This window comes from Kangiella shandongensis, from assembly GCF_020005365.1.
Classification (GTDB): Bacteria; Pseudomonadota; Gammaproteobacteria; order Enterobacterales; family Kangiellaceae; genus Kangiella; species Kangiella shandongensis.
The window spans coordinates 82429-96858 of record NZ_JACNML010000011.1 but is presented as its reverse complement, the minus strand read 5'-3'; the positions used below and the strand labels follow the sequence as shown (position 1 = coordinate 96858).

Sequence of the window (14430 nt, the reverse complement as noted above, 5' to 3'; positions counted from 1 at the left end):
GTGATGTCAGTTACTTCCTGATGAATTATTACAACTGGGAGCGACCGCATCAATTTAATGATGGTCTACCACCGGCAAAAGCCGAGAAATTAGCTAAAAAGGTGTCCGGGTTTTGTTGACCACTACAGCAGGGATATAAAATCAAAGGTTATTGAATGGATAAAAGACAAAAAACAATTGATGTCGTAAATAAACTTCACAGATATCAAGATGGAGAAATTGATTCTCCAGAGATGATACAGTCTGTATGTAGTTACTTTGATCTGATTAAAAGTAGTGATCTTAGTGGCTCAGACTTAAAGTTTCTGAAGAAAATATCCAATGTTGTCGGAATTCCTCATTATTTTGACCATTTAAGTAATTTTCAGAAAGGTAATTTATCTATTGAGGACTACACTCTTTCTGATTTATCTTCACAAATATATGAAAGCACCCTTCATACTTCCGATGAAAGCAAACTACATAGATATCAAAAGGAAATTCTCTCCTTGTTTAATAAGGAGAAGATGAATAGATATTTTGTTTCTGCAAGCACCTCGTTTGGGAAGACATTTCTTGTTTACGAGGTGATAAAAAAAATGAACTATAGAAATATAGTTCTCATTTTTCCAACAATAGCACTACTCTCTGAAAACTTGGAGAGACTAAACTCAAACGACTTCTTCTCAGCATACAAAATCCATACTCTTAGTGATGTAGAATCAGAAGAATTAGGCTCTGATAATATTTTTATATACACGCCAGAAAGATTTCTTTCTTTCCTAGAGAAACATGAAAATAAGCCAGAGTTTGACTTCATATTTATTGATGAGGTTTATAAGATTGATAATGAATACATTATTGATGAAGACGAAAAACGTGAAAATGAGCGGGATGTGTCATATAGAATAGCAGCTTACTATTCCGTCATGGATAGTGCGGACATCTTTTTGGCAGGTCCATACATAGAGAGATATAGCCCATCTTTTGAACGCTTTCTTCAAGACAACAGAATTATTAAATGTGACTTCAACGAATATGAAATTGTAGGAAAGTCATATCACGAAATTAAGTCAGCAAAAAGGATTGCTATTGAAGATGACATGGTCGTTGAGTTTTCTGATGAAGAAAGTGGGAAAGGTGATCGTTTAAAAAAGTTAGTTTATATTTTATCCTCAACAGGTAGGCGTGATGGTTGTATCGTATACTGCTCCACACCTCCATATGCAGAAGACTACGCAAAAAATCTACCTTCATTATTAACTTTTGAAAACAGCACTGAGGACTACAAGATATTTGTTGAGCATGTAGCCAAGGAGTATGGTGAAGACTGGGTTGTAACCCAATGCTTAAAGAAAGGGGTTGGCGTCCATCATGGCTTAATTCCTAAATATATTCAGAAAGAAATTATTTCATTTTTTAACGCTGGAACAATAAGAGCACTCACATCGACAACAACTATTACAGAGGGGGTAAATACCTCAGCCAAGAGCTTAATCATTACAAACAACAAAAAAGGCAATAAGCCCCTTAAAAGATTTGATGCCAAAAATATTGCTGGTAGAGCTGGCCGGTTCGAAAAGCATTATAAAGGCTTCGTGATTGTTCTAAAAAACAAATTTATGGATGATATTAACGCAGAGAAGGAGTCGATACATCATAAGAACTATGACTTGAACTCTCGGAAGGATGAGATAGATCTCTTCTATTCTGATGATGAGTTTCTTTCCACCGAAGACAAATCTAAACGTGAAAACATTAAGTTAAAACAAAAAGAACGGGGTATCCCTGATTCTGTTTTATCTATGTTTAAAGTTGTTAGCAGGTCGGATAAGATTGAAGTCTATGATCGAATTTCTGTGCTTAGTCAATCGGAGCATACTCAGCTTAGAGCCTTAGTCCAAAAGGTTAACAATCCCTCTCATATGGGTATAGACTGGGATGGTTTACAAATTGTTTTAGATTGCATTTCCCCTGTTAAAAATTATCAGCTGAATAGTGCTATAGTGCAAAAAACAAACAGGGGGGACGGAGACCACTCGATACTAGTCCCAATTATCCATAATTATCTTGAACAAGGCTTCAAAGGTTTGGTTGATTTCAGAAAAAACAATAAAAATGAGAACACAGATCAAGCTACTAGAAATACTGCAAGGTTCGTCTACAACACAGCCAAGTATCAACTTGTAAAATATTTTGGAGTTTTTAATGTGATGTATAAATTTTATCGCTCACAGTTTCAAAACTTAGAGATTGATGAAGTCTCAGGCATAGACAGGCTGCTAACAAAGCTTGAATATAATGCGTTAACAGACGTAGGTAGGAAAGTGAGTGATTATGGTGTTCCTTCAAAAGTTCTTCTATATTATGAAAATCAGCAAAGTAAAACTGTGAGAAGCTCTTTCGATGACTTTGAGATGAGGTCCTTTAATAGCGTTGATAGCATATTTAACAAATGAGCTAGCGTAGCCTCGAAAGAACGTATGTGATTTCGAGGTTTTTATGGCCCCCTCGAATACGCTAAAGCTATTCGAGACTACGTAACTCAACATACTTGCACCATATACCCCGTAATATTTAGCCTTCCGGTGCCTAAGGCGTAGCAATTCAAATCGGTGACCAACGGAAATCCCTTTAGGGGGATGATTTGAATAGTGAAATACAGGCAAGTGACTGTAAGGAATCCTTTGAGGAAGATGGGCTGTATTTCACAGTGCTTATAATGGCTTAGGAGCCAGAAGGGGAGCCAAGCTTGCTTGGCCTAAATATTGGGGCAACTTTCTTTGGTTCGTTTCTCTCTTTAGAGGGAAATGAACATCAAACTAGCTAGCGCAGGGTACCCAATAGGCCAGACCCTACGCTATAACTTACTACTAACGACTGTGATTATTCGGAATCAAAATGCCCCATAAATTCCACAGACTCTATCGCGTTCATATAAGGCAAGAACTCTGGAGCGCCTTGTTCAAACGCTTTTGCTGCGGCTTTTGCAGCCTCTAGGTTATCCCACTTAACAATATCGGCGAACATATTATCGGAAACGGGTAAATAACCACAAAACTCCTGTAGCCCCGGATAATTTTCCAGCCCTTTCTTAAGCTGGTTTCTAAGCTCGTTGATATCTTTAACAAACTCGTCTTTAACTTTAAATACCGCAACTTCTAACACATGTTTCTTAGACATAAACACTCTCCTATTAATGATTTTTTAAAAGAGTGCTAAGTTTAATTGGTTCCTCCTGACAACGTGTTGTCAGTATTATCCGGTGCCTGGTGCTGTATATAATTATTTAAATTAATGGAGTCATCCGTCGCTGGCTGTTCCTCAGTGACCGATGCTTTACTGATTCTATCGAGCCGGAAGTCACGATAATCCTGCCGTAATAAACACCAGGAACCTAACGTCCATTTTCCGCCCCAGTAAAATAACCCCAGGGGTAGAACGTCTCTCACTGACTCTGCATCGTCTAAGCTCAAATATTGTATATTGATGACGGTTCGTTGCTTTATGCCCCGCCTAAGCACACTCCAAAAATTTTTCTGCTGTGCGTCCAATAGCTCAACCATGGAAAAAACGGACTTATCATCGGTCTGAAAGCTTATGCCTTCTAATCCAGCTTCGATCTTAGACAGTAGTGACCGTCCTGCCGATCCTTCTGTAAAACCCGTCGTTCTGGCAAGCATATCCATCGCTATATGCAAAGCTTCAACTTCTTCCAGCGTTAGGTTTAGTGGGGGCAGTTCAAACCCTTGCTGCAGTGAATAGCCTTTTCCGGCTTCCCCATAAATCGGGATCCCGCTTAACGAAAGATCATCAATATAACGGTAAATCGAACGCTCAGAGACCTCTAGCCGCTGCGCTAATTCAGCAGCGGTAATCGGCTGCCGCTTTCGTATAATATTGACCAGTTGAAATAATCGATCAGCCTTACGCATCCTCTTTATCCTTTAGTTCGCCTGCAAACATCTGCTCTAGCTCCTGCGCCATTTCCAATTCATTTAATAATCGCTCTCGCTCAAGTTTGGCTACATCCGCCCAATGCCTGTCCTCCAAGGCGCCGACTAATGCATATAATAAGTTCATGCTCGGCTTATACCCTGCTTTTTGTATACGAAGATAGGCTTTTACTGCCCCTACACTCTCTAGTGTCTGCAGGTTATCAATGCCCACGGTTTCCAGCCATGAGACTGATTTAGGTCCCAATCCCTTTAAATCCAATAAGCGCATGCTGTTACCTTTTATTTTATAAGTTATTTAATTTACACCAAAAGCGCTTATCCCCCAACGTTATTGGTCTCAATCGGCCTTTGAGACTTCCCCTCAAATACGCGATAATGGCGCCACGATTGATTCAATCCAAAGATTTAATGTTATGAATAACGCAAGTCTGAAAGAGCGCGATCTGGCCGTTTTATGGCATCCCTGTAGTCAGATGAAGGACTACGAAAAGTACCCGATGACGCCGATTAAGAAAGGCGATGGGGTTTATCTCGAGGACTTTGACGGTAACCGCTATATTGATGCGGTCAGCTCCTGGTGGGTAAATATTTTTGGTCACGCCAACCCAACCATTGCTCAGGCGATGAAAGATCAGGTCGATCAGCTGGAGCACGTTATTTTCTCTGGCTTTACCCATGAACCAGCCATCGAACTGGCGGAAAACCTGGTTAAAATCACACCGGAAGGTTTAGACCGCGTATTCTACGGGGAGAACGGCTCTTCTGCAGTCGAAATTGCTCTTAAGATGAGCATTCATTATTGGCAGCTCAAGGGTAAGCCGCAGAAAACTCAATTTGTAGCCTTGGAAAACGGTTATCATGGCGAAACAACCGGAGCGTTGGCAGTTTCCGATGTCGGTTTGTATAAAGAGCCGTATAAAAACATGATGTTTGATGTCATGACAGTCCCGTCTCCTGACTGCTACTACCGTGAAGAAGGCGAAAGCTGGGAAGCTTACTCGCTGCGTCAATTCCAGCATATGCGTAAGCTGATTGAAGATAAGCATGAAACGGTTGCGGCAGTTATTCTGGAACCATTGGTTCAATGTGCAACCGGTATGCGCATGTATCATCCGGTTTATCTAACTGAGCTGCGCAAACTTTGTGACCAATACGATGTGCACCTGATAGCCGATGAGATTGCTGTTGGGTTTGGTCGTACAGGAACTTTATTTGCCTGTGAGCAAGCCGATATCAGCCCTGACTTTATGTGTATGTCCAAAGGCTTAACCGCAGGCTTCTTACCACTGTCGGTAATGATGACTCGAGAAGAGATCTTCGAAGCTTTCTATGACGATTATGAAACGCTAAAAGCCTTCTTACATTCGCACAGTTACACTGGCTACGCCACTGGTTGCGCCGTTGCTAACGCGACATTAAAGATCTTCCGCGAGCAGCCCATTATCGAGAATAACAAAGTTCTTGCTGATCATATGGCGCAAGCAACCGCTCACTTCGCCGATCATCCAAATGTCGCCGAAGTACGCCAGACTGGCATGATCCTGGCAGCCGAAATGGTTAAAGATAAAAAGACACGAGAAGGTTACGACTGGAAAGAGCGCCGCGGTATGCGCGTCTATGAATATGCTTTATCTCGTGGCGCTCTACTACGCCCACTGGGTAACGTAGTCTACTTTATGCCACCGTACGTCATTACGCCGGAAGAGATCGATAAACTGGCCGATATTGCCTGGAAAGGTATCCAGTTGGCGGTGAAGGACTAACCAATGCGCATTCCTCGTATTTACACGGCCGAGACACAGCTCAATGCCGGGCAGGCAGTTGAGCTTGATAAAGAGCCAAGCAATCACCTCAGCCGTGTATTGCGCTTAAAAACAGGTAATGATGTCATCCTCTTTAATGGGGATGGCAATAACTATCATGCTGAAATCATTGAGATTGAGCGAAATACCGTTAGCGTACACGTTAAACAGGTTGAGATATCCAATCTCGAGTCCCCGCTTCATATTCATCTTTATCAGGGCGTTTCTCGCGGCGATAAGATGGATCTGACGCTGCAGAAAGGAGTCGAGCTCGGGATCAAGGAGTTTACCCCCCTGCTCACAGAGCGCTGCGGCGTTAAGCTCGATGCAAAGCGCTGGCAGAAAAAACTACAGCATTGGCACAAAGTTATCCAGAGTGCCTGCGAGCAATGTGGGCGAACCACGCTGCCGCAACTGAATCCAGTGATGAACTTCCAGGAAGCATTACCGCACTTATCCCAACAGAGCTTTTTTCTACACCCGGAAGCAAAGGCTCATTTTAAAACTGTTCAAACGATAGATACTTCAATGCCCATATCATTATGGGTTGGCCCGGAAGGTGGTTTTAGTGAGGCCGAAATTGAACAGGTCATGGCTAACAACTGTCAGCCGGTGCAGCTGGGGCCACGTATTTTGCGTACCGAAACAGCTGCTCTGGCAGCTGTCTCAGCAATGAATACACTGTGGGGAGATTTCTGATAAAAAAGAGCTGCGTCTGCAACTCTTTTAGTTTGCAATGTAACTTCTAACCTACGTTAGTTTCAATATAGTCCAAATCAGGAACGACAGCTCTTTGACCTTCTATCGACACCCAGGCCTTAATACCATCTTTCATCGCCCGTTCCTCTTCAGAAATAAACTGACTGTTATCTTCATCCACTGGCACCAGACGTGGAATGCCTCGTACCATGAAGGCAACAAATGGGAGCTCATTGTTTCCATTCAGGGTATAAGTAATGGCAATTCGAGAACGCTTTACATCGCCCAAATCCTGTCGGCCCTGTAAGCGTTCCATGGAGACTACAGGTATATCCATGTTGCGCCAGACCACATTGCCAACCTTCCATTCCGTGTTCTCCTCTGCACCTTCATCCAAAGCTACATTCATAAAAGGAACAATTTCGGCAACAACCGTATTGGGTAGTAACAAGCTATCCTCAAGCATTGGAATTAAGAAGCTATATACATCTTTTGCTGTTTCAGTCATGCACACTCTCACGCAAATTGGTCAATGGAGCTACGATTTTCTAAGAAATCGGCCAGCTGCCTGGCGAGCCCCGTTGGGTTATCTTTATAAATGACTTTCCCTGTCCGCATCATACTTAGCGGCATCGACGCCTGAACGCAACTTTCTAAAGTCTGACACCAGATTTCAACTCCTGCGGTATCAAGCAGTTCGGCGCTAGCAGCACCATCATCATCCATTCCGCTGAATATAATCGCCAACTTTTCTAACTTTTCAATATCTAACGCAGACTCAAACATCTGATTAATGTTCGGTGAATAAGGCGTTCGCCAAGCTTCATCTGCCAGGTAGATACGCCCCTCCGGGTTAAAGTTGATTTTTTGCTCTATCGGCGCAATATACAGCTTGCCGGGCATTATCATCTTATTACCATCGATCACTTCCGCATGAATAAACGGGTGCTCATCCAGCATTGTCTGTAGATTCGGTAAAAACTCCTGACTAATATGGTTCGCGAGTACAAAACAGGCTGGCAGTGGTTTTTTCGGCAGAGCATCTATAAACTCCTTAACCGCTGCAGGCCCACCTGTCGATCCTCCGAGAAGAACTAACACTGTACTCATGAGTGGTTTTACCTAGTCCTCAAGGTCCAGCATATCTTTAATGGTAGCCAATAACTTGTCTTCGTTATATGGTTTACCAAGATACTGATTAACCCCGATCTCTTCAGCACGCTCACGGTGTTTTTCTCCAGTGCGTGATGTAATCATAATGATTGGAATATGCTTCAGACGTTCATCATGGCGAATAATCGTTGCCAATTCGAAACCGTCCATACGAGGCATCTCGATATCCAACAACATCACATCCGGCACATCGTCGTGCAGCTGAGTAATCGCATCGACACCATCTTTTGCCGTCATAACCTGATACTGATGACGCTGCAGTAAGCGTGCCGTTACCTTACGTACCGTAATTGAGTCATCCACCACCATAACTGTCGGTATGCGATCTTCTTGCGAAATCTCTTCGACCAATCCAGCTTCATGAGCGAAATCCCACTCGTGGAAACGGTCAACCAGAGTTTGCATATCAAGAATCAGCACCACGGTACCGTCACCAGTAATCGAAGCACCTGAAATTCCCGGCACCGTCGAAATCTGACGACCAACGTTCTTCACAATAATCTCGCGCGAGCCAAGTAACTCATCAACATGTACTGCAATAGGTTTACCTTCGCCGTGAATAATCAGCACCGGCACATAGTCATCAGCTGGCGGTACAATTTCAGAGTTACGTTCCAGAATTTGACCCAGATAACGAAGCTCAAACTCCTCACCCAGATGTTCAAATGTATCCTTCTTACTCTGGTAGATTTCCAGCAACTCATCGGCCTTTACCCGTGCTACCGTCGTAATATTCGACAATGGGATCGCATAAGGCTCGCCCTTAACTTTAACCATCAGTGCCTGGTTAGACGATAAGGTGAACGGTAGACGTACTGTCATCGTCGTACCTTTTCCGTCTTCTGAATTGACATTCAGCGAACCACCGAGCTGTAGGATCTCGCTATGAACCACGTCCATACCGACACCACGACCAGAAATCTGAGTTACTTTATCGGCCGTTGAAAAACCTGGCTGTAAAATTAAACGGAAAAGTTCCCGATCCGATGGCCGGTATGATTCATCGATCATACCTTGCGCTACGGCACGGGCTTTAACTTTATCTTTGCGGATACCAGCACCATCATCTGCAATCTCAATATAAACCTCGTTACCACGACGTGTTAGGCTTAACTGGATCTGACCTTTAACTGGCTTACCGGAACGCTTACGCTCTTCCTTACTTTCAATACCATGGTCAATCGCGTTTCGTAGCATATGATCTAAAGGAGCAACCATACGCTCGATAACAGTACGGTCCATTTCACCTTCAGAAGTTAATATCAAGTCAACGTCTTTATTCAGTTCGCTACAGATTTGTCGGACCATGCGACGTAAACGGCTTTCAATACTATTAAATGGAACCATTCGTGTGCGGATTAAGCGATCCTGAAGTTCAGTATTAACTCGACCCTGGGCAAGAAGCGTCGCTTCTGCATCACCGACCTTGGTATCCAAAGTTTCCTGAATCGACAATAAGTCACTCGCAGCCTCGAGCAGGCTTCGAGTCAACTCCTGTTGACGGGTATATCGGTCCATCTCCAATGGATCAAAGTCGTCAAATTCACCAGAAACCTCTCGGCGATATAAAACCTGTGCTTCGGTTTCGATCTCCAGATTACGTAACTGATCCCGTAGACGATCAACCGTCGATGCCATTTCACCCAGGTTAAAGTTTAAGTCAGCAATTTGCTGCTCCAGGCGTGAGCGGAAGATGGAGCTCTCACCCGACAGATTCACTAAGTTATCCAGAACTTCTGAGCGGACCCGGATAACATCTCGGTTAGCCGCATCTTTGGCTGCTTGCTCTTTTTCTTTCTGACGCTCAGTCAGCGATACAATCTTAACCTCGGCCTGTTCATCCGATTCAGCCAGATCGCGTTTATCCAATTGATCAAGCTGCGCGAGAATAGAGTCATTATCATTGGCTAAACGACGTTCAAACTCATGTGCAACAACCGGCATTTTGCCTGATTTAACCGTGTCAACCATGCCGTTGAGTTGCTCAAGTCCTGCATTCAACAACTCGACCCAGCGCTGCTGACCCGCACGCGCATCTCGAGTCAATAATTTGATGGTTTCTTCCAACGAGTCTGCCAGGTTAGCAATCGGCTTAATCAAAGCCAACTTGGCGCCACCCTTCAAGGTATGCAGGCTTCTTATCGCCTCATCCAGAGGCTCAATTTTAGAGAAATCGTTCGACCATTCCGACACGGCCGACGAATAACTGTTCAACAACTCTGGCGCTTCACCCAAGAACAGATCGACCAGTTCCTGCTCCCAGATATCATCTTTTTCTTCGCTAGCCTCGGTTGTCGCTTCAGGTTCTGGCTCAACCTTCTCTACTGCCTCAGCTGTTTCTTCTGGCTCAACATGTTCAGTTGGTGCCTTGCTGCTTTCTTCGGTTACGGCCTCTTCTGACGGTTCAGCTGGCTTGACGCTTGCTTTGCCACCCGACTTTTCTATTTCGATGAATGACTGAATTTCTTCCAACATGGCCTGTGGCGATGGGATTTTTTCCGGGGTCATTCTAGCGCCGAAAATCGCAATCAGCTTATCTTCTGCCTTAGTCGCCAGTTGAATAGCTTCAGATGATGGCTTAATACGCTTTTCGATGATCGCTGTATATAAATCTTCAAGGCAGTGTGCCAGATCGCCGATCGGAGTAAAGCCTGCCATACGGGCACTACCTTTTAAGGTATGCAAGTTTCGCTGCAACTCACCAATAGGCGACAGATCCGAAGGTTGGGTGCTCCACTGCGCCAGTAGCTGGGCATCGCTATCGAACAGTTCTTCGGCTTCTTCAGTAAAAATTTCCAGCAGCTCGTCGTCCATTTCTAGATCCAGACTGACAGTGTCAGCAGCTACGGGCTCTTCTTTCGCTGCGACTGTTTCTTCCTCAGCTGGCTCTTCTTCGATAACCTCTTTCTCGGCTGTCTCTTCTTGCGCTGGTTCTTCTGCTACCGGCGCTTCTTCAACTAGCTCTGTTTCTGGCTCCTCGAGTTCTTCAACTTCAGGTTCTTCCGTTGTATCGATTTCAGTATCAAATGAAGCGGCATCATCGACAGCGCCATTATCTGATACTTCCTGAGCCTCATCGAGCCGCTCCCTGTCATCCGCACCATCACTGTCACTTTCTGCAACGTCACTATCATCGGACAAATCAATGCCAGCAAGGTCTTCCACTTCCAGCTCATCGTTAAAGGCAGCGATTTCAGCGTCGAGTTCTTCTGAAACATCTTCCTCGACCAGCGCCTCTTCAGAAAGCGTCTCCTCTTGTGGTTGTTCGGTTGGCTGAGCACTAACAGTCTCGCCATCGAATAGCCCCTCAAGATCCAGATCCCATTCCAGTTCACTATCGCTACTCTGCGATTTGTCAGCTTTTGTTTCGTCACCGTCGTCACTGTCACTGGACCAGTCAACTAACTCGAGGCCACCTAATTCTTTTCCCAGTTCGCTGATGTCATCTTCAGGAGAGTCCACCGCTTCTTGCGAATCTGCCGCTTCAGTCTCTTCCGAAGTATCTTCTGTAAACAGAGAGTCGTCCAATAAATCAAACTCATCTTCTGTTTCATCTGACGCCTGTTCTTCGCTGGCGGCTTCAGCAGTTTCCGCAACTTCGTCTGCAGTTTCCATAATCTCGTCAGAAGTTTCTTCCGAATCCGCAGATGCTAAGTCTTCTAGCTCCAGATCGAGGAAATCAAACTCTTCCTCAGCATCACTGACCTCAGGTGTCCAGGTATCTAAGGCCTGAATCAAATCTTTAGCACTTGGAATTGACAAGTTTGCTGCCAGACAATCAAACTGGTTCTCCAATTGAGTATAAGACTCTGTCAATAAGACCCCTAATGAGGTATCAATGTCCTTGGCGGCCAGATTACGTTGTAAGGCGCCATTTAAGCTGTCCACTACCGACTTTATTTCTTCGACATCCAGCTCCGCCAAAATTGACGATAACCGGTCTGCAGATGCCATCATATGAGAAACGGCTTCGGCACGTTTCTCCTTTGGCGTTTCCTGTAAGTTTGTCGCGTCAATATCCGCAAGCACATCGGCAGCAATATTGAATACGTCTTCCAATAACTCAGGATCACGGCCCTGCCCATCACCTTTGTCGTGCAGTTCTTTAGCCTTTTCCAGCTGCTCGACCAGCGCTTTTTCGTGCGCCGCTATCACATCTTCATCGTCTGGCGTATCAATAATGTATTTCAGCAAGTCTTTGGTATGCGCTACCAGCGACATATCTTCTGACTCTGCCATTAAGCCTCGAGCATTTAATTCCTGGAAGTAACTTTCTACGGGGCCGATAACGTTAGCCAATGTTTTCAAATCGGCAATATGTGCGACACCTTTTAAGGTATGCAGTGAACGTAATAAATTATCGCTGATATGACTTTGCGTAATACCTTGATCAGCCTGATTGCTGAATGCTTCCAGATTAGCAATGTGGTCATCAGCCTCTTGCTTGAAGACTTCAAACAATTCTTGCTCAGGACTAATCTCTTCTTCTTTTGCCGGTGTTTCCACTTCACCAGCAGCTGGCTCAACCTCAGGAGCAGCTTTATCGTCCGTGGCAGTATCATAATCCGCCAGCTCACCTTTGCTTATCTTATCCGCCTTTTCAGCAATAGCGTCCGGGAACTCAGTACCTTTCCCAGCAGCAAATTCTTTAACCATCTGCGGCAAGACTTCTGCGGCTGACTCGACCGTTTCCATCAGGGCCGGGCTGAAATCGATGCTGTTATCAATCAAACGATTCAACATATTCTCGATAGCCCAGCTGAGCTCACCAACGTCAGTAGCACCAACCATGCGGCCACTACCCTTCAGGGTATGGAAGTTTCGACGAATGGTGGTTAAGGCATCTGTGTTGGTTTGATCTTGTTTCCAGGCAGGCAGCAAGCTGTGCATTTCTTCAAGCACTTCATCGGCTTCTTCAATAAAGATCTCACGCACTTCGTCATCGATAAGATCATCATCGTCATCAGCCATCTCATCCACAGCTTCAGTAACCGTTTCTTTCTCTTCGTCAACGCTATCGTAATCGTCATGAATGAGCTCTTCTTCCGGTTCCTTCTGGCCAACCATTTCCATATCCGGCATATCCAAAGAATCTTCCAGTACCGGTAATGACTCTTTTTTCAGACTGCCGTAATGAGATTCTAGTTCGTGGATACTGTCGACCGCCCGCTGCAACACGATTGGTAGACCATGCAACCCGGACGACATTAAGCCCTCAAGATAATAATCCACCGAACTTAAGGCATCGGCTAGAGTCGCCACCTCACTTTCACTTAAAACAACCTTCTCGCTGATCAAATATTTGCTGATGAAGCGGTTTGTTTTTTCAACCACATCAAGCAAATTATCCAATTGAGCAAAGTTCAAAGCACCTTCGACTTCTGACAGTAATTCGGGGACTTTCTGTAAACGCTGGATGTTATGACTTTCATCCAGATAATCCGTAATAGCGTCTTTAACCTTATACAAGTTACCGCGACTTTCTTGCACCAGCTGGTAACGTGCATTCACCACCTGTATCGAATCGGCTACGTCTGCACCTTTTGTTTCTCGAACCAATTGGTTGCTGTCCATCGACATCGCCATTTGTATATAATCTTCGAGCTTAAGCACGGTTTCAGCTATTGATACCAGGCCTTGCTGCCGATCTGGCTGGGTTCCATCGATGAGCTCAGATACTGCCTTCATCTTCTGCTCGACAATATCTCGAGACTCCGCTAATCCTAACATGGAAAGCGTATCTGAAATTTTCTGCATCACTGGCAACATTTCTTCCAGCGGCTCATCATCCTGAGACTTAGTGCGTATATACAGATCCAGCGATTCTTTAATATCAGCCAAATCCTGACTAATAACGCCAAGAGCGATACGTAAACTTTCGGTCCCAGGCCCTTCTAGCTGCTCACTTTCCGCTTCTAGATCACCAATCGATTCAAGCAATTGATTCAACTTGAACTTATCCTGGATATCCTTGATCGCACGATCTTCTTTATCCATCTGAGCGATATAGAACAGGAGGTTAGCTAATATTTTTTGCTCTCCTTCCGAGTTCACATTCTGTTCTATCAGCTCTCTTAAACGACGATCCAGTTGACTAAATAAACCTTTTATCGAATCTTTCTGCTCATTGAGCAACGATTCCGCATGGCTTAAAAATACCGTTGCCACCCACCATAGCGTTGTGTAGGGAACCCTTTCGCCAAGCCCCCACAAACTTTGCGTGATGGCTTCCATCTGCTTAAGATTTTTTTCTGGCTCAATTTCACGCATGACACCCAACAAAGACTGTTGGAATTTCATACGCAATTTTTTAACTTCAGCAACGATATCGCCTTGTAACTGAGTTTCTTCAGGTGCTGCTGGAGCCGTGACACCCTCAACATCAATATTAATTAAATCGCCCGCACCTAACGGTTCAACTTTACGGCAAACCCGGATCGAATTAATAGTTGGTAATAATAAAACTGGTAGATCAGCTTTGCCCTCGCTGTAACGCGCGAGGTAGCTACGTAACTTTAATGCGGCTGATAAAAACTCTTCATAAGCAACTTCGTTTGACTCAACGCCACCGTCACCTATAGCTTCAGCAAGTTTTTCCATTTCCTGAGCCAGTAGCGAAGCTCCGGAAAATTCGAGAATTTGCATGGTTCCACTAATCTGGTGCATGCAATTTGCACAGAAGTGGATTTGGGTTTTATCAGACTCATCGTCAGCGTATGCACTGATCGCTTGTTGCGCCTGTTCCAAAGTCGTTTCGACTTCTTCTTTTACCCAGTTAAAAGCTACTTTTGTTTGATTTTCTTTCATGCCTACACCGT

The 14430-nt window shown here is 44.4% G+C and carries 9 protein-coding genes; 3 read left to right on the top strand and 6 right to left on the bottom strand.

The window, feature by feature from the left end; all coding sequences use genetic code 11:
• Positions 1–155: 155 nt before the first annotated feature.
• Complete coding sequence (locus H7708_RS12150) at positions 156–2438, top strand: DEAD/DEAH box helicase (RefSeq protein ID WP_223671132.1); 2283 nt, start codon at positions 156–158, stop codon at positions 2436–2438.
• Positions 2439–2865: 427 nt separating this feature from the next.
• Here the strand turns inward: H7708_RS12150 and H7708_RS12145 are convergent, their stop codons facing one another.
• From H7708_RS12145 to H7708_RS12135, 3 genes are read right to left on the bottom strand one after another with little or no spacing between them, the layout of a single operon-like run.
• The gene (locus H7708_RS12145) at positions 2866–3162 is read right to left on the bottom strand and encodes a hypothetical protein (protein ID WP_223671131.1); all 297 of its coding nucleotides are present in this window, start codon (positions 3160–3162) and stop codon (positions 2866–2868) included.
• A 41-nt stretch (positions 3163–3203) separates the two neighbouring features.
• Positions 3204–3914, bottom strand: coding sequence for a helix-turn-helix transcriptional regulator (locus H7708_RS12140; RefSeq protein ID WP_223671130.1), 711 nt, complete (start codon positions 3912–3914; stop codon positions 3204–3206).
• Positions 3907–4206, bottom strand: coding sequence for a TfoX/Sxy family protein (locus H7708_RS12135; RefSeq protein ID WP_223671129.1), 300 nt, complete (start codon positions 4204–4206; stop codon positions 3907–3909). Before H7708_RS12135 ends, H7708_RS12140 begins: the two co-directional genes overlap by 8 nt.
• A gap of 145 nt (positions 4207–4351) precedes the next feature.
• Between H7708_RS12135 and H7708_RS12130 the strand changes: the two genes are divergently transcribed.
• Complete coding sequence (locus tag H7708_RS12130; RefSeq protein WP_223671128.1) at positions 4352–5701, top strand: adenosylmethionine--8-amino-7-oxononanoate transaminase; 1350 nt, start codon at positions 4352–4354, stop codon at positions 5699–5701.
• 3 nt (positions 5702–5704) lie between these two features.
• Entirely contained in the window at positions 5705–6439 is a 735-nt protein-coding gene (locus H7708_RS12125) for a 16S rRNA (uracil(1498)-N(3))-methyltransferase (protein ID WP_223671127.1), read from the top strand.
• A gap of 46 nt (positions 6440–6485) precedes the next feature.
• Here the strand turns inward: H7708_RS12125 and H7708_RS12120 are convergent, their stop codons facing one another.
• From H7708_RS12120 to H7708_RS12110, 3 genes are read right to left on the bottom strand one after another with little or no spacing between them, the layout of a single operon-like run.
• Positions 6486–6947 carry a chemotaxis protein CheW gene (locus H7708_RS12120; protein WP_223671126.1) on the bottom strand — a complete coding sequence of 154 codons (462 nt, stop codon included), beginning with the start codon at positions 6945–6947 and terminating at the stop codon, positions 6486–6488.
• 8 nt (positions 6948–6955) lie between these two features.
• A complete protein-coding gene (locus H7708_RS12115) occupies positions 6956–7549 on the bottom strand; it encodes a chemotaxis protein CheB (protein WP_223671125.1) in 594 nt (197 codons plus the stop codon).
• 12 nt (positions 7550–7561) lie between these two features.
• Positions 7562–14419, bottom strand: coding sequence for an Hpt domain-containing protein (locus H7708_RS12110; protein ID WP_223671124.1), 6858 nt, complete (start codon positions 14417–14419; stop codon positions 7562–7564).
• Between the last annotated feature and the right edge of the window lie 11 nt (positions 14420–14430).

Excerpts from the sequence above, each read along its gene's own strand:
- H7708_RS12150 (WP_223671132.1), top strand. The coding sequence starts at position 156 with ATGGATAAAAGACAAAAAACAATTGATGTCGTAAATAAACTTCACAGA.
- H7708_RS12145 (WP_223671131.1), bottom strand. The coding sequence starts at position 3,162 with ATGTCTAAGAAACATGTGTTAGAAGTTGCGGTATTTAAAGTTAAAGAC.
- H7708_RS12140 (WP_223671130.1), bottom strand. The coding sequence starts at position 3,914 with ATGCGTAAGGCTGATCGATTATTTCAACTGGTCAATATTATACGAAAG.
- H7708_RS12135 (WP_223671129.1), bottom strand. The coding sequence starts at position 4,206 with ATGCGCTTATTGGATTTAAAGGGATTGGGACCTAAATCAGTCTCATGG.
- H7708_RS12130 (WP_223671128.1), top strand. The coding sequence starts at position 4,352 with ATGAATAACGCAAGTCTGAAAGAGCGCGATCTGGCCGTTTTATGGCAT.
- H7708_RS12125 (WP_223671127.1), top strand. The coding sequence starts at position 5,705 with ATGCGCATTCCTCGTATTTACACGGCCGAGACACAGCTCAATGCCGGG.
- H7708_RS12120 (WP_223671126.1), bottom strand. The coding sequence starts at position 6,947 with ATGACTGAAACAGCAAAAGATGTATATAGCTTCTTAATTCCAATGCTT.
- H7708_RS12115 (WP_223671125.1), bottom strand. The coding sequence starts at position 7,549 with ATGAGTACAGTGTTAGTTCTTCTCGGAGGATCGACAGGTGGGCCTGCA.
- H7708_RS12110 (WP_223671124.1), bottom strand. The coding sequence starts at position 14,419 with ATGAAAGAAAATCAAACAAAAGTAGCTTTTAACTGGGTAAAAGAAGAA.